Genomic DNA, 24,055 nt, shown 5'->3' with positions numbered 1-24,055 from the left:
CATGCGCATCTACGAACGATACTTCGCGCGCCAGATTTATCTCGCCTTCATCTTCATTCTGTTCGCGTTCTCGGGCCTGTTCTTCTTCTTCGACCTGATCAACGAGCTGAACACGGTCGGGCACGGCAACTACAAGTTCACGCTCGCGGTGCTCCGCGTGGCCTTGCAGACGCCTTCGCGCTTCTACGAAATCATTCCGGTGGCCGCGCTCATTTCCGCCATTTATGTGTTCGCGCAGATGGCGGCGGCCTCCGAGTTCACCATCTTTCGCGTGTCGGGGCTTTCGACCGGCGCGGCGCTGCGCTCGCTTTTGAAGATCGGCGTGCCGCTCGTGCTGGTGACGTACATCATCGGCGAAGTGGTCGGGCCTTACGCCGATCAGTTGTCCGAGCGCGTGCGGCTGGAGGCGCTGGGCTCGTCGGTGTCGTCGAATTTCGAGTCGGGAGTGTGGGTGAAGGACACGCTCTCCGCAAAGGAAAACGGCGAACAGGTCACGCGCTTTGTCAATGTCGGCACGCTGAACCCGGACACGACGATCGCGAACGTGCGCATCTACGAATTCGATTCGAAGTTCCGGCTCTCGAGCGTGCGAATCGCGCAAAGCGGCGTGTATCAGCCGCCGGGCCACTGGAAGCTGACGGGCGTGACGGAGACGCAACTGGTCGATGCGCAACCGCAGACGGCGAACTCCGCCGATGCGCTCAATCCCGTGTATCGCGCGAAAGAGACGACGCTGCCGCAGTTCTCGTTGCGCTCCGAGCTGACGCCGCAGATTCTTTCGGTGCTGCTGGTGTCGCCGGATCGCATGTCGATGTTCAATCTGTTCCGCTATATCCAGCACTTGACGGAGAATCATCAGGACACGCAGCGGTATCAAATCGCGTTCTGGCGCAAGATTCTGTATCCGTTCGCGGTGTTCGTGATGCTGGTGCTGTCGCTGCCGTTCGCATATCTGCATACGCGCGCGGGCGTGGTGGGCGTGAAGGTGTTCGGCGGCATCATGATCGGCATGAGCTTCCAGTTGTTCAATACGCTTTTCTCGCATATCGGCACGTTGAACACCTGGCCCGCGCCGATCACGGCGGCAGCGCCCGCGCTGGCATATCTGGCAATCGGCTTGCTGGGTCTCAAATGGGTCGAGCGGCACTGACGGCCGTTTAGCAGAGGACAACGCGATGAGCAGACACGGCATCATCCTTTTCGGACACGGCGCACGCGATCCGCGCTGGGCCGAGCCGTTCGAACGCCTCGCGGCAAAGCTGCGCGCGTTGCGGGGCGATCCGGTGTCGCTCGCGTTTCTCGAATTGATGACGCCGGATTTGCCCGCGGCGGTCGCCGCGCAAGCTGCGGGCGGCTGTGACGCGATCACCGTCGTTCCGGTGTTCTTCGGGCAAGGCGGACATGTGCGGCGGGATTTGCCAGAAGTCGTCGCGAAATGCCGGGAGGCGCATCCGGATGTGGTCATTCACTGCGCGACGGCGGTCGGCGAGGATGATGCGGTGCTGGATGCGGTGGCTCAATATTGCTTGAGGCAGACCTAAGACCTGGTTGACCGCCGCTCTTAGCGCGACCGGCCACAGATTCGGACTGCGGCAGTTATTTAGGGATGCAGACGATGCTAGGATCGACTACGAAGCGTCGACGCTATGACTGCGTCGACAAAACAGCCGTTTTCGATCACTGTTCCCTACGCGCATGGAACGTTTGCTTTACAACTGCTTTGTCCGAGTCTTCACGTACACGCTGCCCTTCTGGCTCGGCGTTTTCGAACTCACTGTGCACCAGGCAATGAGGGAAAGAAGTCCCGCAGCGTTTTTGGCGCCCGGACTCATGCTCAGTTCGATTGCAATGCTCATCCCGCTTTGTCTCGTTGGGGCCACGCCAGGACCCTCCGCAACGCGCGTCGACAAGTTCCGATACCGGTGCGACGTTGCCCTCATCGCCGTTGCGGCGAGTCTCGCGGTGGCAGGGATGCCTCTTTGGCACCGCTTGCTGGGCGCCTCCTTGTCCGACGTTCAAGACATTGGCATACCCTTCTCCCTGTTCGGTTGGGGAGCGTCCAAGACCGTCGCGGTCGTGTATTATTTTCTAACGGTCGCTTGTCCGAAATCAAACGTCTGACGACATGATCGATATTCTCGCATCGCTTCGGCAAGACTACGGCGTCTTCGTTATTGCTACCGTCACGCTCATAACGGTGTGGGGCGTCGCTTTTTTCTTTCGAAGACAGGTAGCGCGGTTAGAGGCTTGTCCCCCGGCCACGCAAGGCGCATCCTCGGCCGAGGGTCGGCTCGACGAACACCATGTGGCAATCGGCGACCTTAGCCAGAAATTGCAGGAAATGACTCGCCTGCAGAAAGACCTGCTCAACTTGCGCGATGAATTGGTCAGTGTCGAAGCGCGATTGGACGCCGAAGCGGTTCTGTTCTCGAGAAGCGGCGCGCACACGTCCGCGGCGACAGCAAAAAGTCGATATGTCGGCGCTTTGCGGCATAAGCGAACCCGCGTCTCTTCAGCCGGCTAGCGCGTTCCCAGCTTAAGCCGCCGCCTGCATCCCCTTAAGCTGCACCTTCGCCTTCCCCGCCGACGCCCTTTCCTTGAACGCCTCGCCGATCATCAGCAGACTCGGCTGCGACGGGTCCAGCCACGCCTGCGCCTCGCCGAGCGCCATGCGCGCGAGCGTCAGCGTGAGCGTGCGTTCGCGCGGCGTGCTGCACGCCTCCACGATCGCCACCGGCGTCGAACCCGGCCGCCCCGCGTCGATCAACTGCTGCGCGATATCCGGCGCGCTGTCGCGGCCCATGTAGAAGACGAGCGAATCGGCCTTCGCCTGCTCGCGGATGTCGTCGCTGTCCGCGGCACGGCTGTGCGTGGCGAGCGCGACACTGCGCGATACGCCGCGCAACGTGAGCGAGCGACGCAGCGTCGCCGCACTCGCGAGCGCCGCCGTGATGCCCGGCACGACTTCGTACTCGATGCCCGCCGCTTCCAACGCGCGCATCTCCTCGTCGGCGCGGCCGAACAGCATCGGATCGCCGCCCTTCAGCCGCACGACGACGCCATGCTCGCGCGCCGCATCGACGATCTGCTTGTTGATGAAATGCTGGGCCGTCGACCGCTGTCCGCAGCGCTTGCCGACCGCGATCCGCTTCGCATTCGGCGCGTAGTCGAGCATCGCCGGCTCGATCAGCGCGTCGTGCAGCACGACATCCGCCTGTTCGAGCAAGCGCATGCCGCGCACGGTGATGAGATCCGCCGCGCCCGGTCCTGCTCCGATCAGATAGACCTTACCCATGTGCATTCCGTCCGTCATCAAGCATCAAGCCGCGATTTCGCGAATCATGCCGGCCGCGACCGTGTGATGCGTCGCCTCGTCGATCAGCACGAACGCGCCGGTGCCCTGATGCGTATCGTACTCGTCCGCGACGATCGGCTTTTGCAGCGTGAGCGCCACGCGGCCGATATCGTTCATCGCGAGCGTCGTGCGGTCCACGGAATGCGACAGCGTGTGCACGTCCAGCACCTCTTTCACCGCACCGATGCGCGCGAAAACGGTATTGGTCGTCTGCTTCAGCAGATACTTGCGCTGCGGCGAAAGCGGCTCTTCGTCGAACCAGCACAGGTCGGCTTCGAGCTTCTTCGCCGGGGCGACGGTCGCCGTCGCCGGGACGAACGTATCGCCGCGCGACACGTCCACGTCTTCGGTCAGGCGAATGGTCACCGTCTGGCCCGCGAACGCGCGATCCACCGGCGCGACGCCACCCGGCACCGGCGCGATGATTTCCGCGACCGTCGCCTGGCGATTCGCCGGCAGCACGTTGATCGCATCGCCCACGCGCACCTCGCCCGCCTCGACACGGCCCATGTAGCCGCGGAAGTCGTCGGCCTGCGAGCCGTCCTGACGCGCGACCCATTGAACCGGAAAACGCAGCGCCTGTTCGTTCGGCTGCGCAACCGGCAGCGATTCGAGCAGATCGAGCAGCGGCTCGCCCGCGTACCACGGCATGCGCTCGCTCGCGCTCACGATGTTGTCGCCCTTCAGCGCCGACACCGGCACGAAGCGCACGTGCTCCAGACCGAGCTGACGCGCGAGCGCGACGTACGCATCGCGAATCTCGTTGAAGCGCGTCTCGCTGTACTCGACGAGATCCATCTTGTTGATCGCGACGATCACGTGCTGCAAGCCGAGCAGCTTCACGATGGCGCTATGGCGCTTGGTCTGCGGCAGCAGTTGCGCTTCGCCGTTCTCGAACGTGACGCGCGTCGCGTCGACGAGAATGATCGCGGCGTGCGCCGTCGATGCGCCCGTCACCATGTTGCGCGTGTACTGTTCGTGGCCCGGCGTGTCCGCGATGATGAACTTGCGCTTGGCGGTCGCGAAATAGCGATACGCGACGTCGATGGTAATGCCCTGCTCGCGCTCGGCTTCGAGACCGTCCGTGAGCAGCGACAGGTCGATTTCATCGCCGACGGTGCGCTTGTTTTTCGCACGCGAGATGGCCGACAACTGGTCGGACAGCACCGCCTTGCTGTCGTACAGCAGGCGGCCGATCAGCGTGCTCTTGCCGTCGTCGACGCTGCCCGCCGTGATGAAGCGCAACACGCCCAGGTCTTCCGCTTGATAGATGCTCATGATTCGTTGGTTCCTCGGAGCGTGATGCTTAGAAATAGCCTTGCTTCTTGCGCTGTTCCATCGCGGCTTCGGACGCTTGGTCGTCCATGCGCGTGGCGCCACGCTCGGTAATCTCGGTCACGGCCGTTTCGGCGATGATCTTCTCGACGTCGTCGGCGTCGCTCGCCACCGGGCACGTGCAACTGATATCGCCGACCGTGCGGAAACGCACCTGCGCGATCTCCGGCGTCTCGCCTTCGCGCACCGGCGTAAGCGGCGTCACCGGCACGAGCAGCCCGTTGCGACGCACGATTTCGCGATCGTGCGCGTAGTAAATCGACGGCAGTTCCAGCTTCTCGCGCGCGATGTACTGCCACACGTCGAGTTCGGTCCAGTTCGAGATCGGGAACACGCGCAGATGCTCGCCCGCATGCAGACGCGCGTTGTAGATGCTCCACAGTTCCGGGCGCTGCGCCTTCGGGTCCCACTGGCCGAATTCGTCGCGGAACGAGAAGATGCGCTCTTTCGCGCGGGCCTTCTCTTCGTCGCGGCGCGCGCCGCCGATCATCGCCGTGTAGCCGTATTGCTCGATGGTTTCGAGCAGCGTGACCGCTTGCGCGGCGTTGCGCGAATCCGTCTCGCGGCGCAGGCGCACGGTGCCCTTCTTGATCGAATCCTCGACGTGTCCGACGACCAGTTCCGCGCCGATTTCGGCCGCGCGGCGGTCGCGGAAGTCGATCACTTCCTGGAAGTTGTGGCCCGTGTCGATATGCACGAGCGGGAACGGCAGCACCGTCTTGCGGTTGCCGCCTAAGCCGAACGCCTTCAACGCGAGGGCCAGCACGACGACCGAGTCCTTGCCGCCCGAAAACAGCAGCGCGGGCTTGCTGCACTCCGCGACGAGTTCGCGCAGGATGTGGATCGACTCGGCTTCGAGCCAGTCGAGGTGGTCCATCCGCGTCGCCTGATTGACGATCGGGGCCGTGACGTTGGGGTCGAGCGTGGTGCTCATGTTCGTCGATCCTTTTTTGTGCGGCGTTGTTGGCAACACCGCGTTCAGTAACAGGGTTGAGCCGGCGTCTATGCGCCTTTTCAGATCGCGGAGCTGGGCGCTTCCTGAACGATCTTGATGCTGCTGATATTCGTCATGTGCAGGCCGCATTCCTTCGTATCGCGCGATTCCCACCACCAGCGGCCCGCGCGGCTGTCCTCGCCGGGACGCACGGCGCGCGTGCACGGCTCGCAGCCGATGCTCGGATAGCCGCGCGCATGCAGCGGGTTCACCGGCACGTCGAAGGCTTTCAGGTAGTCCCACACGTCCGTTTCGGTCCAGTCCGCGAGCGGATTGAACTTCGCGATGCCGCGCGGCGCGTCGTGTTCTTCCTCGTGCAGTTCCGCGCGCGTCACCGACTGCTCGCGGCGCTGGCCGGTGACCCACGCGGAGACATCGGCGAGCGCGCGGTTGAGCGGCTCTACCTTGCGGATATGGCAGCAGCTCTTGCGCAAGTCGATGCTCTCGTAGAACGCATTCAGGCCGTGATCGCGCACGTACTCATCGACAGCGGCTTGCTGCGGATGAAACTGCTCGATGTCGTAGCCGTAGCGTTCCTTCACGCGGTCGATCATGCCGAGCGTTTCCGCGTGCAGACGCCCCGTGTTCAGCGAAAAGATGCCGATGCCGACCTTGCGCGAAAGAATGGCGTGCGTGAGCACCATGTCTTCGGCGGCAAGGCTGCTGGCCAGCTTGACGCGCTCGTGGCGCGCTGCGATGGAATCCAGCAGCGCATCCAGGCGGTCGATTTTAGCTTGGAGCTCAGGCGTCATTCTTCAGACTCCGAGCGTCGCGAGCACGGCGGCGCGGCGGCGGAACAGCGGTTCGGGGTTGTCGGTCGCGCCCTGATACAGCTCGCTGAATTCGTTGAACGCGTTGAGCGCGTCGTTGATGTCCTTGTCCGCGCGCACGGCGAAAGCGTCGAAGCCGCAGCGGTAGTGGAAGAACACCTGATCGCGCAGCACGTCGCCGATGGCGCGCAATTCGCCCGTCCAGTTGTAGCGCTCGCGCAGCAGGCGGCCGATGGAGAAGCCGCGGCCATCGCGAAACACCGGGAAATCGACTGCGATCACCGCGATCTTGTCGAAATCCGGCGCGAGGTCGGCGGGTTCGTCGTCGGGCGCGAGCCACACGCCGAGCGATTCCTTCGCACGCGATGCCACGAGCGCGTCCTTCGCGTCCTTCCACAGCACGAACGGCACGATCACCTTGCCTGCGGGAAGCGCATCGGCGGCCGGGAGCACGCCATCGTCGCCTGCGCGCACGACGGTGAAATCGTCTTCGACGACCGCGCGGTTTTTGATAATCAACGTCATCTGCAGATCCTTAAGCGTGGGCTTGGCGCGATGCGTACACGCGCTCCTTGAACGGCGCGATGCCGATGCGGCCGAACGTCTCGATGAAGCGCTCGCCTTCCAGACGGTTGTCGACGAAGGTGTCGATCACGCTCGAGACGACGTCCGGCATTTCGTGCGCCGAGAACGACGGCCCGATGACCTTGCCGAGGTGCGCGCCCGTCACGCCCGAGCTTTGCTCGCCGCCGAGCGTCACCTGATACCACTCCGAGCCGTCCTTATCGACGCCCAGCACGCCGATGTTGCCGACGTGGTGATGACCGCACGCGTTCATGCAGCCCGAAATGTTGATCGACAGGTCGCCCAGGTCGTAGACATAGTCGGCGTTGTCGAAGCGTTCCTGGATGGCTTGCGCGATCGGGATCGACTTCGCATTCGCGAGCGAGCAGAAATCGCCGCCCGGACACGAGATGATGTCCGTCAGCAGGCCGATGTTCGCCGCCGCGAGACCGATCGCCTTCGCGCGCTCCCAGACGGCGTACAGATCGCGCTTCTTCACGTTCGCGAGAATCAGGTTCTGCTCGTGCGAGACGCGGATTTCGCCGTAAGAGAACTCATCGGCGAGATTCGCGACTTCGTCCATCTGCTTGTCGGTGGCGTCGCCCGGCGCGACGCCGGTCGGCTTCAGCGACAGCGTGACCGCCGCGTAGCCGGCAACCTTGTGCGGGCGCACGTTGCGCTCGACCCAGCGCGCGAACGGCTTGCTTTCGATCAGATGCTTCTCATAAGAGGCGTCCGTGTCCGCGAGCTGTTCGTACACCGGCGGCGCGAAGAAGTTCGACACGCGCTCCACTTCGTCCTGCGTGAGCGTCGAGGGGCCATCCTTCAGATGCGCCCACTCTTCTTCCACCTGCTTCGCAAACTTCTCGGGCGACAGCGCCTTCACGAGAATCTTGATGCGCGCCTTGTACATGTTGTCGCGGCGGCCGTAGCGGTTATACACGCGCAGCACGGCTTCGCAGTACGTGAGCAGATGCTGCCACGGCAGGTCTTCCTTGATGACCGCGCCGATGATCGGCGTGCGGCCGAGCCCGCCGCCCGCGAGAATGCTCGCGACGACTTCGCCCTCAGCGTTCTTCTTCAGATACACGCCGAGATCGTGGATCTGCACGGCCGCGCGGTCTTCCGCCGAGCCGCAGACGGCGATCTTGAACTTGCGCGGCAGCCACGCGAATTCCGGGTGGAACGTGGACCACTGGCGCAGAATTTCGGCCCACGGACGCGGATCGACGGTTTCGTCCGGCGCCACGCCCGCGAACTGGTCCGCCGTGATGTTGCGGATGCAGTTGCCCGACGTCTGGATCGCGTGCATTTGCACCGACGCCAGCTTGCGCAGGATCTCAGGCGTTTCTTCCAGCTCGATCCAGTTGAACTGGATGTTGGTGCGCGTCGAGAAGTGGCCGTAGCCGCGGTCGTGCTCCCGCGCGATGGTGGCGAGCATGCGCAACTGGTCGCTGCGCAGGTTGCCGTACGGGATCGCGATGCGGTGCATGTATGCGTGGCGCTGCATGTACAGGCCGTTTTGCAGCCGCAGCGGACGGAATTCTTCCTCGCTCAACTCGCCCGACAGACGCCGGCGAACCTGATCGGCGTACTGCGCGACTCGTTCGTCAACGATTCGCTGGTCGATCTGATCGTATTGGTACATTCGGGGGCCCCAAGTTTTTGTTTAGCCGCCGGCGCCCTAGGTTGCGCCGCGCGTCAGATATCCATTGATTCGCCGGCGCGCACAGCGTTCAGACGGAACGCTCATTTGCTAATGACGAATACAGCTATGGATATTGGAAAAATTGGACTGATAGTAATAAACCTGCTATATATTGCAAACGACTGAAAAATTACTTTGATATGCGCGTGGGTTATAAATGAATCTGCATCAGTTCCGCTTCGTGCGGGAGGCCGTGCGGCAGAACTTCAACCTGACCGAAGCCGCCAAGGCGCTGTATACGTCGCAGCCGGGCGTGTCGAAGGCGATCATCGAGCTGGAAGACGAGCTGGGCGTCGAAATCTTCACGCGGCACGGCAAGCGCGTGCGGTCGCTGACCGAGCCCGGGCGCATCATTCTCGCGTCGGTCGAGAAAATCCTGCAGGAAGTGGAAAGCCTCAAGCGCGTCGGCAAGGATTACGCGGCGCAGGATCAGGGCAATCTCGTGATCGCCGCGACCCACACGCAGGCGCGCTACTCGCTGCCGGCCGCCATCGCGGAATTCAAGAAACGCTTCCCGAAAGTGCATCTGTCCATCCTGCAAGGCAGCCCGACGCAGGTCGCCGAGATGGTCATTCACGATCAGGCGGACATCGCCATCGCCACCGAAGCCATCGCCAACTATAAGGAGCTGGTGTCGCTGCCCTGCTTCCAGTGGCAGCATCTGGCGGTCATGCTGCCCGAGCATCCGCTCCTGGAACGCAAGCTTCTCACGCTCGACGATCTCGTGCAGTACCCGCTCATCACGTACGAAGCGGCGTTCGCCGGGCGCACGAAGATCAACCATGCGTTTCAACTGCGCAATCTGACGCCGGATATCGTGCTCGAAGCCATCGACGCGGACGTCATCAAGACTTACGTCGAACTTGGGCTCGGCGTCGGGATCATGGCGGATATCGCGTTTAATCCCGAGCGCGACCGCCATTTGCGCGCGATGCCGGTCGGGCATCTGTTCGGCACGAACGTCACGCGGCTCGCGCTCAAGCAAGGCGCCTATCTGCGCAGCTATGTGTATACGCTCGTCGAACTGCTTTCGCCCTCGATGAACCGGAAGCTCATCGAGCAGGCGCTCTCCGGCGAGCACGAAAGCTACGAACTCTGACTCTGAAGGCGACGGCGCCATGCCGATCACAAAAACACGAACTTCCCTGGGGAGCTTTCCGATGACGTTGTCGAAAATCACGCGCCGGCTCGCCGCCGGTGCCGCGCTGGCTGTGCTGTCCGCCGCCGCGCACGCGCAGATCAAGGTAGGCGTGGACTTGTCGAGCACGGGGCCTGCCGCCGCCATCGGCATCACGAGCAAGAACGCGATGCTGATGTGGCCGAAGACCATCGCGGGACAGGACGCGCAGTACATCATTCTCGACGACGGCTCGGACCCCGGCGCGGCCGTGCGCAATATCCGCAAGCTGATCACCGAGGACAAGGTGGACGTGATCGTCGGGCCGAACATCACGCCGGCCGCGCTCGCGGCGCTCGATCCGGTCGCCGAATATCAGACGCCGATGATCACGCTGATCGGCTCGGCGTCGGTGGTCGAACCGCAGGAAGGTAAGAAGGTCTGGGCGTTCAAGATGGCGCAGACCGACCGCGCGATGGCCGACGTGATGACGCGCTACATGGCCAACCATGGCGTGAAGACGGTCGGCTTCATCGGTTTCGCGGACAGTTACGGCGATAGCTGGCTCTCCGAATTCACCAAGTTCGCGGATCTCCGCCATATCAAGATAGTCGCGACCGAACGCTTCAACCGGACGGACGCGAGCGTCACCGGCCAGATTCTGAAGCTGATGGCCGCGAAACCCGACGCCGTCCTGATCGCGGGCGCGGGCACGCCGACGGTGCTGCCGCAGCGCACGCTCGTCGAGCGCGGCTACAAGGGCGCGATCTACCAGACGCACGGCATCGCGACGCCGGAGTTCATCAAGCTCGGCGGCAAGGACGTGGAAGGCACGCTCTTTCCGACGCAGCCGGTGGTCGTCGCGCGCACGCTGCCGGCGGATCATCCGTCGAAGAAGGCGGCGCTCGCGTTCGTCGATGCTTACGAGAACAAGTACGGCAAGGGCACGGTGACGCAATTCGCCGGCGATGCGGCGGGCGTCTATCCGCGCTTGCAGGACGCGGCGACGCGCGCGCTGAAGGCCGGCAAGCCGGGAACGAAGGAATTCCGCGTCGCGTTGCGCTCGGAACTGGAGCACGCGCATGAGCTGGTGGTGCCGAACGGCGTCGTCAATACGAGCGCCAGCGACCACGTCGGCCTCGATCAGCGCGCGAGCGTGATGGGCATCGTCCGCAACGGGGCCTTCACGTATCTCAGCCAGTAATGTGTGGACAACCGCGCTGCTTGCCGAGCGCGCGGTTTTGGGTCATAATCGCCGACTCAGCATGCCCAGGTGGTGAAATTGGTAGACGCAGGGGACTCAAAATCCCCCGCCGCAAGGCGTGCCGGTTCGATTCCGGCCCTGGGCACCACAGATTTTCCGAAAAAGCCGCTCATCGAGCGGCTTTTTTGCGTTTGGACGGCTCGGTGTGCGTTTCTTGCATTGCTTGCCGTCCGGCGTCGCGCTGCGTAGCGATGCTGGCACGGCTGACACTCGGCGCACGGCGCTTCGCTCCACGAACCACAATGCGTTGCGCATTGCTTCGACGTCCTTACCGACTTCCACACAATCATATCTCCGTTTCGGCGCCCATCGCCCACATTCGCGGACGACTTTGCGCGAAGCCATTCGACAAAGCACAGGCGTACTCATCTTTCCGCCCGCTCGCGCTCTGATACGCACGACAGAACGTGCGTTCGACGCGAGATGCCGAAGGCGCGCACCCCGCGTTTTCCCTGACGCGAACATTACGCGAATGTGCGCAATCGCTTAGACGCGTGGCCGCCGGCGTCGCAAGAATGGGCGCTGGATCGGCGTCGCGGCATCCCGGCGCGGGGCGTGTCACGAGGGCACGCGCCCGCGGGCAATCGGCTTTCGGTTGCAATGGATACACCGCCGCCGTGATCTCGCTTCGCGCGTTGCGCGAGCCATAACTCGAACGAGCGCGCCATGACGCAATCCGAATCTTCGCTGACGCTTGACGCCGTCATTTGCGGCCGCTGCCACGCCATTTCGCCGGCCGGCGAGCTTACCTGCCCGTACTGCGGTTCGGATCGCCACGGTGCGGTCTTTACGAGCGTTGCCGATGCGGCAGCCGTTGCGCCCATCGAGGAGATGTACGGCGTCGTCGATCTTCGCGACACCGGCTGGCTTACGCGGCTCGCGCGTCGAAAGATGGTGACGTCTTATCCGAGCCTCGTCGAGCCGGGCGACGGGCCGGCCGCCCAGGCGCGACGGCCGGCGCGCAAGATGCTCGCGGTGCTGGTGAGCGGCGTCGTCGCGGGCGCGGCGGCGGGCGCGTACTTTTATGCGGAGCAGGACGCGGGCGTCGCGCCGACGAAGTCGGTCAGCGCAGCGGGATCGGTCGGCGACCGCGTTTCGGGAGCGCAAAGCCATGCCGACGCGGCGCGTCCGGCGCTCGCGCGTCGCGGGAGCGATGTATCGAGCGACGACGCGCAGGCGCATTCGACTGTTGCGGCTGCCAAAGCATCTGAGAGCGATTCGGTGCCGAATGCCGTCGAGCGCACGCAGGCATTGCAGGCAGACACTGCGACCGGGCCGGTCGTTTCGCAGACACGGTCGGCGGATGTTTCGTCCGCAAGCGCGACGGACAAAGCTGCAATGACGTCGGGATCGACGACTTCTGCGGAGGCACGGACGACTGCCGCTGCAAGCGCGGGCGCGACGGTCCCGCCCACAGTCGCGCGAGCGACGGACAGCGCCGCTGGGACTTTGGCGCAAGCACGCGGCACCGCGTCTGCAAGCGCGGGCGCGACGGTCCCGCCCACAGTCGGGCGAGCGACGGACACGGCAACGGCGACGGCGACGGCGGCGAGTTCTGCGCAAGCACGCACGTCCGTACTTGGAAGCGCGGCCGCGACAGTCCCGCCCAGAGTCGGGCGATCGACGGACGCGGCAACGGCAACGGCGACGGCGGCGAGTTCTGCGCAAGCACGCACGTCCGCGTCTGCAAGCGCAGGCGCGATGCTTCCGCCCACAGCCCACTCAACGGAAGGAGCCGCTGCGCCTTCGGCGCAAGCACCCGCCTCCGCGTCCGCAAGCGCCGTCGGAATAGCGGGCACGACAGCCGCGTCGGCGACTGCTGCGCGGGCGCGCGCGTCTGCGCCTGGCAACGCTGTCGCGGCGACGCGTACGGTCACGCCACCAACGGATACAACCGCGACGAAGAACGCGACTGCACCGCGCTCGCCCACGTCAACGGCGGTGGCCGATGCCGCTATCGCGACCGGAGCGGGCGTCTCGGCACCCGTCGCGGTCGCACCGCTCACGCGCGCCGCGCCGACAGCCTCCGCGCGGTCCCTGCCGGCTACGTCCAGCCTCGCGGCCAACGTTCCGCCCGCACCGGCCACGAACGCGCTCGCGCAGGCAAAGCCCGCTCCGACGCCGAGCAGTTCCCCTGCGCCGATGGCTTCGACGACTCCGCCAGCGCGCAGCCGTGCATCGCAAGCTGAATCGACGGCGACGCACCCGACACCCGCTTCGCCCATGGCTGCATTGCCGGCGAACCGCCCGACGCCCGACCTCGCCTCGCAGCCGCAAGCGACGACGACGCATCCGGCACAAGCCTCGTCGATGGCCTCGCTGGCAGCGAACCGTCCAGCGTCTGGCCTCGCGCCGCAATCGCAAGAGCCGGCCGCGCGCCCGGCGCAGGCCTCGCCGATGGCATCGTCGATGGCGAACCGTCCGAGCCTGGCCCCGCAGCCGCAGACAGCAACGTCGAGAACCGCCAACGCCAACGCAAGCGCACATCCCCAGGACAACGCGGCGCAAAAAGCATCGCCCGCGGTCGCGCGGAACATCGTCGCGATGAAGCAGGCGCTGGCCGCTCACGACCTTTCCGCTGCGCGCCGCCACATGCGCGGCCTGTACGCGAATCAGGCCCCGAGCCCGGAGATTCAACAACTGGCCGCCGATCTGACGCGCGAGGAGCGCGCACGCGACAGCGCGATGGCCAACGCCCGCTCATGCTCGGTCAAGCAGGAACCCGCCTGCGCCGTGCACAACGCCCGCCGCGCGGTGGCGCTCGATCCGCGCAATCCGCAAACGCAGACGCTGCTGCGCCAGGCGACCGCCGCACAAGCCGAAGCCAACACCGCGTACTTCCGTCAGGCGAGCGCACTGCCCGCGCCCACGCCGGCAGCCATGACCTTCGACGGACGCTGGAGCGCCGCAGGCAGGCACGGCGTAACGGCGAGCCAGCAGGACCGCTCGCCGTCGACGTTCACGATCTTCGGCCTCGGCGTGCCGACGGTGGCGAAGGGCCGCGGCGACGCGCATTGAGGCAGCCGCGATCCGCGCCTGCTCGACACGGGTAACTCGCCGCCGCGCGGCGTAGCCGACAGCTCTCAACGCGCATGCCATGCAGCGATCGGCCGTCCGCGCGCCTGTTCGACTCAGACAGTTCGCCTCCGCGCGACTTGGTCGAAGGCTCCGAAGCGCATGCCATGCAGCGATCGGCCGTCCGCGCGCCTGTCGACTCAGACAGCTCGCCTCCGCGCGACTTGGTCGAAAGCTCCGAACGCGCATGCCATGCAGCGATCGGCCGTCCGCGCGCCTCTCCGACGCGGCAACCCGCAGCCGCGCGGCTTAGGCGACAGCGCACGCCGGCCACGGACCTCGCGCGTTCACGACCTCCCGCTTGCTAAAATGCGCCCTCCGTCCCCACTCGTCCGATGGACCTCGAATCACTCCTCTTCTCGCAAGGCTTCGGCTCGCGCCGTCAATGTCGCGGCATCATCGCCGAGGGCCGCGTGCGCATCGGCGGCGAGGTATGCAGCGATCCGAACGCCAGTGTCGCGGTCGCCGAATCGCCGGACTTCGAAGTCGACGGCACCGTCTGGACGTATCGCGAGAAGGCGTATATCGCGATGAACAAGCCCGCCGGCTACGAATGCTCGCGCGATCCGCAACATCACCTGAGCGTGTTTCACCTGTTGCCGCCGCAGCTCATCGAGCGCGGCGTGCAGCCGGTGGGCCGGCTCGATCAGGATACGACGGGCCTGCTCCTCTTCTCGGACGACGGCGCGTTCGTCCACGCCTTCACGTCGCCCAAGCGCAAGGTGCCGAAGGTGTATCTCGCGACGCTGCGCCATCCGCTCGACGACGCGCAGCTCGCCGGCCTGCGCGACGGCGTGCTGCTGCACGGCGAAACGAAGCCCAGCGCCGCGCTCGCCGCGCATCGCCGCGACGAACGGCTGCTCGAACTGACCGTGCTCGAAGGCAAATATCATCAGGTCAAGCGGATGGTCGCGGCAGCGGGGAATCGCGTGGAAAAGCTGCATCGGGAGCGCGTGGGCGGTTACGCGTTGCCGGCGTCGCTCGCCGAGGGCGAATGGCGCTGGCTCGATGACAACGATCTTTCTGCACTGCGCGCCCAGCGCTGACGCGCCGCGCTCGGCCGCGCCTCAACAGAAGCTGCATCCGAAGCGCGTGGGCGGTTATGCGCTGCCGGCGTCGCTCGCGGAAGGCGAATGGCGCTGGCTCGATGACGACAATCTCGCTGCACTGCGCGCCCCGCAACGACCAATCTTCACGCCAATCGGTACAAGCCCCGATGCCTCGCCGCTGCGCCGCAGCATGCCTTCTGCGCGCCGCGCTCATATACTCGTCTTACGGAATCAAAATCACTAGAAGAAAGCAGGAGGGCATCATGGCTTCCCACATGAGCGTCGCGCTGATCGCGTTCGTGGCGTTGAGCGCGGTCGTGATCGGGGTATTGGGTGTCGTCATGCACGTGCGTCACCGGTATTCGCCGAACCTCATCGGCGCATTGATCGGCGCGCTGATGTGCTTCGTCCTGCTCGAAACGATTCCCGCGCTGATCTAGCGCCGCGTCGTGCCGGCGCGCGAGCGCAAGAAGTCGTCCACGGTCGGATGACGCAGCTTGTAGCCTAACTCGCGCTTCATTCGTGCGTTGGACAGACGGCGCGACTCGCGCATGAAGGAAAGCGTCACCGCTTCAAGACGCACTTCCGCCTCCTCGCGCGTGATCCGTGGCACGCGCGGCAAACCGTACGCGTCGGCGACGCGATCGAAATAGTCGGCCATGCGCAAATCGGTGTCGTCCGATGCGTTCACGACGCGCTGCGGCCGCCCGCGCCCGAGCGCGCGCACAAGAATCGCGGCGAGATCGTCGGCGTGAATGTGATTCGTGTAGACATCGTCGCGTTCGATGAGCGCAGGCATCGCCCGTTCGATGCGCGCAAGCGGCAGGCGATTCTCCGCGTAAATGCCGGGAATCCGCACGATGGAAACACGCCAGCCGCTTCGCGCGCCCACGCGGCGCAACTGCTGCTCCGCCGACACGCGCCGCCGTGCGCGCTCGTTGTCCGGCCGCGCGGGCCGCGTTTCGTCGATCAGCGCGCCCCCGCAGTCGCCGTAGACGCCCGTCGTGCTCGCATAGACGAAGCGATAAGGCATGGCTCCCGATGTGGCTCCAAAAGAGGCGTCGGGTACAATGAAAGTCGATGCGCGCCAGGCACGATGCCGCGCAACGGCGGCCTGAGCGCCACGCGCGACGGAACGGCGCGGCGCGCGCAAGGCCGCGAGCAACGCACGCGTGCGGCGGTCGGTGTCGCCTTCGCGCTGAGGCGGCGCGAGATGCAGCACCTGCGGCGCGATGCCTGCGAGCCTGCGAAGGCTGCGCTTCGCATCGAGGTCGCCGGCGATCGGCAAGGCGCCTGCTGCGCGAAGTTCGGCGGCGCGTTCCGCGTGATGCGTGAGCGCGATCACGCGCGGCGACGCGGCGCGCGAATGCAAGAGCGGCAACGCGCGCAGCCCGACATCGCCGCATCCGACGATCAAGACGCGCGGGCGGCGCAAGGTTCGAGTGGCGATCATGCGAAGCATTGTATCCGCCGCTTGCCTGACGCGTTCCGGCCTCATCGTAAGACACATTCACACATCGCAAGAAATCGATCTATGGCATTCAACGTAACGCTCCGGCAAAGCGGCCGGCAGTTTCAGGTGGAACCCGACGAGCCGGTGCTGACTGCGGCGCTGCGCCAGGGCATCGGCTTGCCTTATGGCTGCAAGAACGGCGCGTGCGGTTCCTGCAAGGGCGCGGTCGTCGAAGGGGAAGTCGAGCAGGCGCCGCATTCGTCGTCGGCGCTCTCCAACGACGAAAAAACGCGCGGCATGGCGCTCTTCTGCTGCGCGACCGCGCAGAGCGATCTGACGATCGACGTGCGCGAAGTCGCGGGCGTCGGCGACGTGCAGGTCAAGAAGCTGCCGTGCCGCGTGAACGCGCTCCAGCGCAAGGCCGACGACGTCATCGAAATGAAGCTGCAACTGCCCGCCAACGAGCGCCTGCAATATCTCGCGGGGCAGTACATCGAATTCATTCTGAAGGACGGCAAGCGCCGCAGCTATTCGATGGCGAGCCCGCCGCACCACGAAGGCCCGCTCGAACTGCACATTCGCCACATGCCGGGCGGCACGTTCACCGACCACGTGTTCGGCGCGATGAAAGAGCGCGACATCCTGCGCTTCGAAGGCCCGCTCGGGACGTTCTTTCTGCGCGACGAATCGGACAAGCCGATCGTGCTGCTCGCTTCGGGCACGGGCTTCGCGCCGATCAAGGCGATCATCGAACACGCGGTCTTCAAGAACCTGAACCGGCCGATGACGCTCTACTGGGGCGGCCGCCGCAAGAAAGACCTGTACATGATGGACCTCGCCGAGCAATGGGCGAAGGAAGTGCCGAACTTCAAGTTCGTGCCGGTGCTGTCCGAACCGGACCCGCACGACGGCTGGACCGGCCGGACGGGCTTCGTTCATCGCGCTGTCATCGAAGATCTGCCAGACTTGAGCGCGTACCAGGTCTATGCGTGCGGTGCGCCCGTGATGGTGGAATCGGCGCAGCGCGATTTCACGCAGCATCACCGCTTGCCGGAGGACGAGTTCTACGCGGATTCGTTCACGAGCGCAGCGGACCTCGCGCATCCGGTCTGACGGCCCGCGCGGGCCTCGCATGCCGCCGGCGCGCAATAAATCGACGCCGGCGGTTTACATGCACGAACGTCATCACGTATCCTTCGCGAATGAACCGAATCGCAACCATCGTCCGACGCCGCCGCTCGCCGCTTCCCTAGGGATGCCGCTGGCTCGTCACGCATTCGCGCTCGTCATGTTCGGTTAGTCTGAAGCGAGAGAATGAAGCCACGGAAACACCGTGGCTTTTGTTTTTTGCGCGCCGTTTTTTCACCTGAGTCAACGCCCGGAGCCCGCTGTCATGAATTTCAATGAGTACCCTGTCGATTCGCTGATGTACATCACGAACCGCCCCGAGATCGTGTTCACGCACGGCAAGGGCTCCTGGCTTTACGACAACACCGGCAAACGCTATCTCGACTTCATTCAGGGCTGGGCGGTCAATTCGCTCGGCCACTGCAACGACGGCGTGATCGAGGCGCTGGACAAGCAGGCCCGCACGCTGATCAATCCGTCGCCCGCGTTCTATAACGAGCCGATGGCGAAGCTCGCCGCGCTGCTCACCGCGCACAGTTGCTTCGACAAGGTGTTCTTCGCCAACAGCGGCGCGGAAGCGAACGAAGGCGCGATCAAGCTCGCGCGCAAGTGGGGCCGCAAGTTCCGCAACGGCGCGTACGAGATCATCACGTTCGATCACAGCTTCCACGGCCGCACGCTCGCGACCATGTCCGCGAGCGGCAAGGCGGGCTGGGACACCATCTATGCGCCGCAAGTCCCGGGCTTTCCGAAAGCGGATTTGAACGACATCGCATCGGTCGAGAAGCTCATCACCGAGAAGACCGTGGCCGTGATGCTCGAGCCGATTCAGGGCGAAGGCGGCGTGATTCCCGCGACGCGCGAGTTCATGCAGGAGCTGCGCGCGCTGACGAAGCGCCACAACATTCTTTTGATCGTCGATGAAGTGCAAAGCGGCTGCGGTCGCGCGGGGACGTTGTTCGCGTACGAGCTGTCGGGCATCGAGCCGGACATCATGACGCTCGGCAAGGGCATCGGCGGCGGCGTGCCGCTCGCGGCGCTGCTCTCGACTGCGGATGTGGCGTGCTTCGAAGCGGGCGATCAGGGCGGCACGTACAACGGCAATCCGCTGATGACGGCGGTGGGCTATTCGGTGATTTCGCAACTGACGGCGCCGGGCTTTCTCGAAGGCGTGCGCGAGCGCGGCGATTATTTGCGTTCGGAATTGCTGAAGCTATCGGACGAACGCGGTTTCAACGGCGAGCGCGGCGAAGGTCTCTTGCGCGCGTTGCTGCTCGATGCCGATCAGGGACCGCAGATCGTCGAGAAGGCTCGGCTGATGCAGCCTGATGGACTCTTGCTGAACGCGGCGCGGCCCAATCTGCTGCGCTTCATGCCCGCGCTCAATGTGACCAAGGACGAGATCGATCAGATGATGTCGATGCTGCGCTCGGTGCTCGATTCGCTGTGATCATCCGTACGTTCGATGCGAGCGATCGCGATGCCGTGATCGCCTTGTGGCGCGATGTGTTCCCGGAGTACGCGGATGCATCGCGGCCGCAGCGCGATCCGGCGTTGTCGATTGCTAATAAGCTGCGCACGCAGCCGGAGTTGTTCTTTGTCGGAGTTTCCGACGGGGATGTCGTCGGGACTGTGATGTGCGGGTATGACGGGCATCGCGGGTGGATTTATTCGCTCGCTGTTTCGCCTGCCTTGCGAGGACGTGGTTTCGGGCGCGCTTTGATGCTTCATGCGGAAGCGGCGCTTGGTCGTGCTGGTTGTCCTAAGGTTAATTTGCAGATTCTTTCTGCTCGGCGGGATCTTTTGCCGTTTTATGAGCGGCTTGGGTATCGTGTTGATGAGGTTGTTAGTCTTGGGAAGCGGCTTTAAGGCTTTCTTCGCTTCTTCGTGGAACTTGTTTTCGCGTCGGTCTATTGGCGTTGCCCCTCCCCGGGGCGGGGGTCACTTTCTTTGCTGCTGCAAAGAAAGTAACCAAAGAAAGCAGCTTTTTCTTGGCCCGCAGCAGCAAGAGCGTGATCACTCCGCAGAAAAGCAATGGCCCTCAGCTTGAAGCAACCCTGAATCACCCTCCACGCCCGCTGAGCGCCACGTCCTCCGAGCCCCTTGGCTCGTTAACACCGAACGGTTGCATAGGTAGGCGCGCTTGTCCGCGCATATGCGCCGCCGAAAAATTAGTATTCCGAACCGTCTGTGGGCGGTGTGCAACCAAGCCCCGACCGCAGGCGGAGCACAAACCGACGTGTGGTGTTATCGAGCCAAGGGGCTCGGAGGACGTGGCGTTCAGCGGGCGCGGAAGGTGATTCAGGGCTGCCGATTCGCTGAGTGCCACGGACTTTCTGCGGAGTGACCACGCTCTTACTGCTGCGGGCCAAAAAAAAGCTGCTTTCTTTGGTTACTTTCTTTGCAGCAGCAAAGAAAGTGACCCCCGCCCCGGGGAGGGGCAACGCTAATAGACCGACACGAATACAAGTTCCACGAAAGAACAAAGAAACGAACCGAGCGGGAAGCAAGACAACGCCCCCCGCCCCGCGAGGAAAGAAAAAACCCTCACTCGCCCAAATAAGCAGCCCGAACCTTAGGATCATCGAGCATGACCTTGGCATCGCCGGACATAGTGACGGTACCCGAATCCATCACATACCCGCGATTAGCGGCCTGCAGAGCAAGACGAGCATTCTGCTCGACGAGCAGCACCGTCAGCCCTTCGGAAGAAATCTCCCGAACCACTTCGAAGATCTTCTCGACCATGATGGGCGAAAGTCCCATCGAAGGCTCATCGAGCAACAGCAGTTTCGGTCGCGACAACAACGCGCGCGCCATCGCCAGCATCTGCTGCTCGCCCCCGGAAAGCGTGCCCGCATACTGCGACGCCCGCTCCTTCAGGCGCGGAAAGAAGCCGAACATTCGTTCGGTGTCCTTCTGAATGCCGTCCGAATCGTTGCGCAGATACGCGCCCATCTGCATGTTCTCGAGAATCGACATGCGCGCGAAAATGCCGCGGCCTTCCGGCACCATCGCGAGGCCGCGCTTCAACAGCTCGTGCGTCGGCACGCCCTTGATCGACTGGCCCATGTACTCGATATCCCCGCCCGAGAACGGCTTCAGGCCCGTGATGGCCTTCATCGTCGTGGTCTTGCCCGCGCCATTCGCGCCGATCAGCGTAACGAGTTCGCCCTGCCCGACTTCCAGATCGACACCCTTCACCGCCTGGATGCCGCCGTAGTTCACCTGCAGACCCTTGACCTTCAACATTGCGCTTGTGGTCGCCATTTAGTGCACCCCCGCACCCAGATATGCCTCGATCACCTTCGGGTCCTTCTGCACGTCCTGCGGCAGACCTTCGGCGATCACCTTGCCGTAATCGAGCACCGTCATGCGGTTGCACAATCCCATCACGAGTTTCACGTCGTGTTCGATCAACAGAATCGTCTTGCCGTCCGCGCGAATCTTGTCGAGCAGGCGCGTGAGTTCCACCTTTTCCGTCGCGTTCATGCCGGCTGCCGGCTCGTCGAGCGCGAGCAGCTTCGGATCGGTCGCGAGCGCACGCGCGATCTCCAGACGACGCTGGTGGCCATACGACAGATTGCGCGACGTGTAGTCCGCGTATTGCAGCACGCCGACATACTCCAGCAGTTCCAGCGCGCGCTCCTTGATTTCCTTCTCTTCACGACGTTCGGAGGGCGTCTGGAACACCGCGCCGATCAGGCCGTGCTTCGTGCGCACGTGGCGGCCGACCATCACGTTCTCCAGCGCGGTCATGCCGCCGAAGAGGCGAATGTTCTGGAACGTGCGCGCAATGCCCGCCTTCGCCACCTGATAGACGGCGGTCGGCGTGTACGCTTCGCCGTCGAGCTTGAATTCGCCGGAATCCGGCGTGTAGAGGCCCGTGATGACGTTGAAGAACGTCGTCTTGCCCGCGCCGTTCGGGCCGATCAGGCCGTAGATTTCGCCTTCCTTGATTTCGAGGCCCACTTCCGACAGCGCCTGCAAGCCGCCGAAACGCTTGTTCACGCCCTTCACGGACAATCGAGTACGTTTGTCGCTCATTTTTGATTCCCCCGCTTAGGCGCGCACCGGCTTCTTGCCGTTGCGCTTCGCGATCTTCGCGATCTTGTCTTCGTGTTTCGCGGCGGGCCACAGGCCTTCCGAGCGATACAGCATGATCAGCACCATCGCCAGGCCGTACAGCAACTGGCGGATGACTTCGGTATCCACGATCTGATGGCCGAAGACGGCGTTTTGCAGCGGACCCATCGTCGAGCGCAGGAATTCGGGGAACACGGCGAGCAGCACCGCGCCGAGAATCACGCCCGGAATGTGGCCCATGCCGCCGAGCACCACGCACGCCAGCACCACGATCGATTCCCAGAACGTGAACGATTCCGGCGACACGAAGCCCTGGAACGCGCCGAACATCGCGCCCGACAGGCCGCCGAACGACGCGCCCATCGCGAAGGCGAGCAGCTTCACGTTACGCGTGTTGATGCCCATGGCCTTCGCGGCGATTTCGTCTTCGCGGATCGCAGCCCATGCACGGCCGATACGCGAATGCTGCAGACGCGTACAGACCCAGATCACGATGAGCGCACCGAGCACGAACAGGTAGTAATACATGTACACCGACGGGAACTTCATGCCGAACAGCTCGTGCGTCTGCGACAGGTTGAAGCCCGCCACCGTCACCGGATCGATGCCCGTGATGCCCTTCGGACCGTTCGTGATGTTCACCGGACGGTCGAGGTTGTTCATGAAAATCCGCACGATTTCACCGAAGCCGAGCGTAACGATAGCGAGGTAGTCGCCACGCAGACGCAGCGTCGGTGCGCCGAGCAGCACGCCGAACGTGGCGGCGAGCGCCATCGCGACCGGCACGATCAAGAGGAACGGCACATGCAGCCCGGCCGGCGCGAGATGCGCGATCCATTCGAACTGCGAGGTCAATTGCGGCGAAGACAAGAGCGCCGCCGTGTACGCGCCGACTGCATAGAACGCGATGTAGCCCAAGTCGAGCAGGCCGGCGAAGCCGACGACGACGTTGAGGCCCAGCGCGAGCATCACGTAGAGCATCGCGAAGTCGAGCACGCGGACCCAGTAGTTGCCGCCGGCTGCGCCGATCACCATCGGCGCGGCGATCACGAACGCCGCGACGATGATGCCGACGACGAGCGTCTTGCCCGTGTTCTTCTCGGGGATGAGCGTCGTGGACGGCTCAATCGGTTGAATCGAAGTCATTTTGTAGAGCTCCTCACACGGTCTTTAAGCGCGGTCCGCGACACGTTCGCCGAGCAGACCCGACGGACGGAACACGAGCACGATGATCAGCACGACGAAGGCGAACACGTCCTGATAGTTACTGCCGAAGACGCCGCCTGTCAGATTGCCGATGTAACCGGCGCCCAACTGCTCGATCAAACCGAGGAGCACGCCGCCGACCATGGCGCCGCCCAGGTTGCCGATGCCGCCCAGCACCGCCGCGGTGAACGCCTTCAGGCCGGGAATGAAGCCCATATAGAAGTGCGCGTTGCCGTATTCGGACGCGATCATCACGCCGGCGAGCGCAGCAAGCGCCGAGCCGATCATGAAGGTCGCCGAGATCACGAAGTTCGGGTTCACGCCCATCAGCGATGCGACGCCGGGGTTCTCGGCGATCGCGCGCATCGCGCGGCCGAGCTTGGTCTTGTGCACGAGCAGCAGGAGGCCGCCCATCACGAGGAACGCCACCACGATGATGACGATTTCCGTCATCGAGATGACCGCGCCGGGACGCGTTTCGGTCGCGGTGATGACGTTGATCGGGTCGGTCGGCAGAAGCTGCGGGAACGCGAGCGGGTTGCGGCCCCAGATCATCATGGCGACCGTTTGCAGCAGGATCGACACGCCGATTGCGGTGATGAGCGGCGCGAGACGCGGCGCCTTGCGCAGCGGCCGGTACGCGACGCGTTCGATGGTGTAGCCGACAATCGCGCAGACGATCGCCGCGACGATAAGCGCGATCGTCAGCATGATCGGCCCGGGCATCGAGGGAAAGTGGTTCTGCATGACGCCGATGGCTGAAAGCGCCACCATCGCGCCCACCATCAGCACGTCGCCGTGCGCGAAGTTGATGATGCCGAGAATGCCGTACACCATCGTGTAACCCAACGCGATGATGGCGTAGACGCTGCCAAGCACCAGACCGTTGAGGATCTGCTGGATGAAAATATCCATTTAAAGCTCCTTAGCCCCGTGCGACCGGATGACGCC

General features: G+C 64.1%; 23 protein-coding genes and 1 tRNA gene. 12 read left to right on the top strand and 12 right to left on the bottom strand.

All coding sequences use genetic code 11. The features are described from left to right. The first annotated feature begins 1 nt into the window (after window position 1). From lptG to NCR35_RS04380, 3 genes are all read left to right on the top strand, one after another. Window positions 2-1,150, top strand: a complete 1,149-nt coding sequence (lptG, locus tag NCR35_RS04390) for an LPS export ABC transporter permease LptG (RefSeq protein ID WP_250533275.1) — start codon at window positions 2-4, stop codon at window positions 1,148-1,150. 25 nt (window positions 1,151-1,175) lie between these two features. Next, window positions 1,176-1,541, top strand: coding sequence for a sirohydrochlorin chelatase (locus tag NCR35_RS04385; RefSeq protein ID WP_250533272.1), 366 nt, complete (start codon window positions 1,176-1,178; stop codon window positions 1,539-1,541). 584 nt (window positions 1,542-2,125) lie between these two features. Beyond that, window positions 2,126-2,524, top strand: coding sequence for a hypothetical protein (locus NCR35_RS04380; RefSeq protein WP_250533270.1), 399 nt, complete (start codon window positions 2,126-2,128; stop codon window positions 2,522-2,524). 12 nt (window positions 2,525-2,536) lie between these two features. Here NCR35_RS04380 and cobA read toward each other — a convergent pair whose 3' ends face one another. The 6 genes from cobA to NCR35_RS04350 all read right to left on the bottom strand — a co-directional run bounded on the left by cobA (window position 2,537) and on the right by NCR35_RS04350 (window position 8,666). Then, window positions 2,537-3,295, bottom strand: a complete 759-nt coding sequence (gene cobA / locus NCR35_RS04375; protein WP_250533268.1) for a uroporphyrinogen-III C-methyltransferase — start codon at window positions 3,293-3,295, stop codon at window positions 2,537-2,539. A gap of 24 nt (window positions 3,296-3,319) precedes the next feature. Further along, window positions 3,320-4,633 carry a sulfate adenylyltransferase subunit 1 gene (locus NCR35_RS04370; RefSeq protein WP_284502877.1) on the bottom strand — a complete coding sequence of 438 codons (1,314 nt, stop codon included), beginning with the start codon at window positions 4,631-4,633 and terminating at the stop codon, window positions 3,320-3,322. A gap of 28 nt (window positions 4,634-4,661) precedes the next feature. Beyond that, window positions 4,662-5,624 carry a sulfate adenylyltransferase subunit CysD gene (gene cysD, locus NCR35_RS04365; protein WP_206467713.1) on the bottom strand — a complete coding sequence of 321 codons (963 nt, stop codon included), beginning with the start codon at window positions 5,622-5,624 and terminating at the stop codon, window positions 4,662-4,664. Between the two features lie 80 nt (window positions 5,625-5,704). Next, the gene (locus NCR35_RS04360) at window positions 5,705-6,436 is read right to left on the bottom strand and encodes a phosphoadenylyl-sulfate reductase (RefSeq protein ID WP_250533265.1); all 732 of its coding nucleotides are present in this window, start codon (window positions 6,434-6,436) and stop codon (window positions 5,705-5,707) included. A gap of 3 nt (window positions 6,437-6,439) precedes the next feature. Continuing rightward, window positions 6,440-6,979 carry a DUF934 domain-containing protein gene (locus NCR35_RS04355; RefSeq protein WP_250533264.1) on the bottom strand — a complete coding sequence of 180 codons (540 nt, stop codon included), beginning with the start codon at window positions 6,977-6,979 and terminating at the stop codon, window positions 6,440-6,442. A gap of 10 nt (window positions 6,980-6,989) precedes the next feature. Continuing rightward, complete coding sequence (locus NCR35_RS04350; RefSeq protein WP_250533263.1) at window positions 6,990-8,666, bottom strand: nitrite/sulfite reductase; 1,677 nt, start codon at window positions 8,664-8,666, stop codon at window positions 6,990-6,992. 217 nt (window positions 8,667-8,883) lie between these two features. Between NCR35_RS04350 and NCR35_RS04345 the strand changes: the two genes are divergently transcribed. The 3 genes from NCR35_RS04345 to NCR35_RS04335 all read left to right on the top strand — a co-directional run bounded on the left by NCR35_RS04345 (window position 8,884) and on the right by NCR35_RS04335 (window position 11,195). Continuing rightward, on the top strand, window positions 8,884-9,825 hold the full coding sequence (locus tag NCR35_RS04345) for a CysB family HTH-type transcriptional regulator (protein ID WP_250533262.1): 942 nt from the start codon (window positions 8,884-8,886) through the stop codon (window positions 9,823-9,825). A gap of 61 nt (window positions 9,826-9,886) precedes the next feature. Beyond that, window positions 9,887-11,047, top strand: a complete 1,161-nt coding sequence (locus NCR35_RS04340) for an ABC transporter substrate-binding protein (protein WP_250533261.1) — start codon at window positions 9,887-9,889, stop codon at window positions 11,045-11,047. A gap of 63 nt (window positions 11,048-11,110) precedes the next feature. Beyond that, a tRNA-Leu gene (locus NCR35_RS04335) sits at window positions 11,111-11,195 on the top strand. A gap of 934 nt (window positions 11,196-12,129) precedes the next feature. Here NCR35_RS04335 and NCR35_RS04330 read toward each other — a convergent pair. Beyond that, complete coding sequence (locus tag NCR35_RS04330; RefSeq protein WP_250533260.1) at window positions 12,130-13,332, bottom strand: hypothetical protein; 1,203 nt, start codon at window positions 13,330-13,332, stop codon at window positions 12,130-12,132. Between NCR35_RS04330 and NCR35_RS04325 the strand changes: the two genes are divergently transcribed. From NCR35_RS04325 to NCR35_RS04310, 3 genes are all read left to right on the top strand, one after another. Next, complete coding sequence (locus NCR35_RS04325; protein ID WP_250533259.1) at window positions 13,331-14,125, top strand: hypothetical protein; 795 nt, start codon at window positions 13,331-13,333, stop codon at window positions 14,123-14,125. The genes NCR35_RS04330 and NCR35_RS04325 overlap by 2 nt on opposite strands. Before the next feature lie 392 nt (window positions 14,126-14,517). Then, window positions 14,518-15,228, top strand: a complete 711-nt coding sequence (locus NCR35_RS04320; protein WP_250533258.1) for a pseudouridine synthase — start codon at window positions 14,518-14,520, stop codon at window positions 15,226-15,228. Between the two features lie 266 nt (window positions 15,229-15,494). Beyond that, window positions 15,495-15,671: a hypothetical protein gene (locus tag NCR35_RS04310; protein ID WP_206467705.1), complete on the top strand. Its 177-nt coding sequence runs from the start codon at window positions 15,495-15,497 to the stop codon at window positions 15,669-15,671. On the opposite strand, the gene NCR35_RS04305 is transcribed toward NCR35_RS04310, so the two are convergent. Further along, entirely contained in the window at window positions 15,668-16,684 is a 1,017-nt protein-coding gene (locus NCR35_RS04305) for an NAD-dependent epimerase/dehydratase family protein (RefSeq protein WP_250533257.1), read from the bottom strand. The genes NCR35_RS04310 and NCR35_RS04305 overlap by 4 nt on opposite strands. 81 nt (window positions 16,685-16,765) lie before the next feature. Between NCR35_RS04305 and NCR35_RS04300 the strand changes: the two genes are divergently transcribed. The 3 genes from NCR35_RS04300 (at window position 16,766) to NCR35_RS04290 (ending at window position 19,681) form a co-directional block, all read left to right on the top strand. Further along, window positions 16,766-17,797 carry a CDP-6-deoxy-delta-3,4-glucoseen reductase gene (locus tag NCR35_RS04300; RefSeq protein ID WP_175939662.1) on the top strand — a complete coding sequence of 344 codons (1,032 nt, stop codon included), beginning with the start codon at window positions 16,766-16,768 and terminating at the stop codon, window positions 17,795-17,797. Window positions 17,798-18,077: 280 nt separating this feature from the next. Further along, window positions 18,078-19,262, top strand: coding sequence for an acetylornithine transaminase (locus NCR35_RS04295; RefSeq protein ID WP_250533256.1), 1,185 nt, complete (start codon window positions 18,078-18,080; stop codon window positions 19,260-19,262). Continuing rightward, window positions 19,259-19,681 (top strand): GNAT family acetyltransferase, encoded by a 423-nt coding sequence (locus NCR35_RS04290; protein WP_250533255.1) that lies wholly within the window; start codon window positions 19,259-19,261, stop codon window positions 19,679-19,681. Before NCR35_RS04295 ends, NCR35_RS04290 begins: the two co-directional genes overlap by 4 nt. Before the next feature lie 678 nt (window positions 19,682-20,359). Here the strand turns inward: NCR35_RS04290 and NCR35_RS04285 are convergent. Genes NCR35_RS04285 through NCR35_RS04270 form a run of 4 tightly spaced genes read right to left on the bottom strand, consistent with a single transcriptional unit; the run spans window position 20,360 to window position 24,019 of the window. Continuing rightward, window positions 20,360-21,064, bottom strand: coding sequence for an ABC transporter ATP-binding protein (locus tag NCR35_RS04285; RefSeq protein ID WP_159837870.1), 705 nt, complete (start codon window positions 21,062-21,064; stop codon window positions 20,360-20,362). Window positions 21,065-21,082: 18 nt separating this feature from the next. After that, window positions 21,083-21,859 carry an ABC transporter ATP-binding protein gene (locus NCR35_RS04280; protein ID WP_250533254.1) on the bottom strand — a complete coding sequence of 259 codons (777 nt, stop codon included), beginning with the start codon at window positions 21,857-21,859 and terminating at the stop codon, window positions 21,083-21,085. Window positions 21,860-21,874: 15 nt separating this feature from the next. Further along, entirely contained in the window at window positions 21,875-23,044 is a 1,170-nt protein-coding gene (locus tag NCR35_RS04275) for an ABC transporter permease subunit (RefSeq protein ID WP_250533253.1), read from the bottom strand. 24 nt (window positions 23,045-23,068) lie between these two features. Next, complete coding sequence (locus tag NCR35_RS04270; protein ID WP_206467700.1) at window positions 23,069-24,019, bottom strand: branched-chain amino acid ABC transporter permease; 951 nt, start codon at window positions 24,017-24,019, stop codon at window positions 23,069-23,071. Between the last annotated feature and the right edge of the window lie 36 nt (window positions 24,020-24,055).

Source organism: Caballeronia sp. AZ10_KS36 (assembly GCF_023631105.1).
GTDB lineage: Bacteria > Pseudomonadota > Gammaproteobacteria > Burkholderiales > Burkholderiaceae > Caballeronia.
This window is presented reverse-complemented; position numbering and strand designations above follow the sequence as displayed.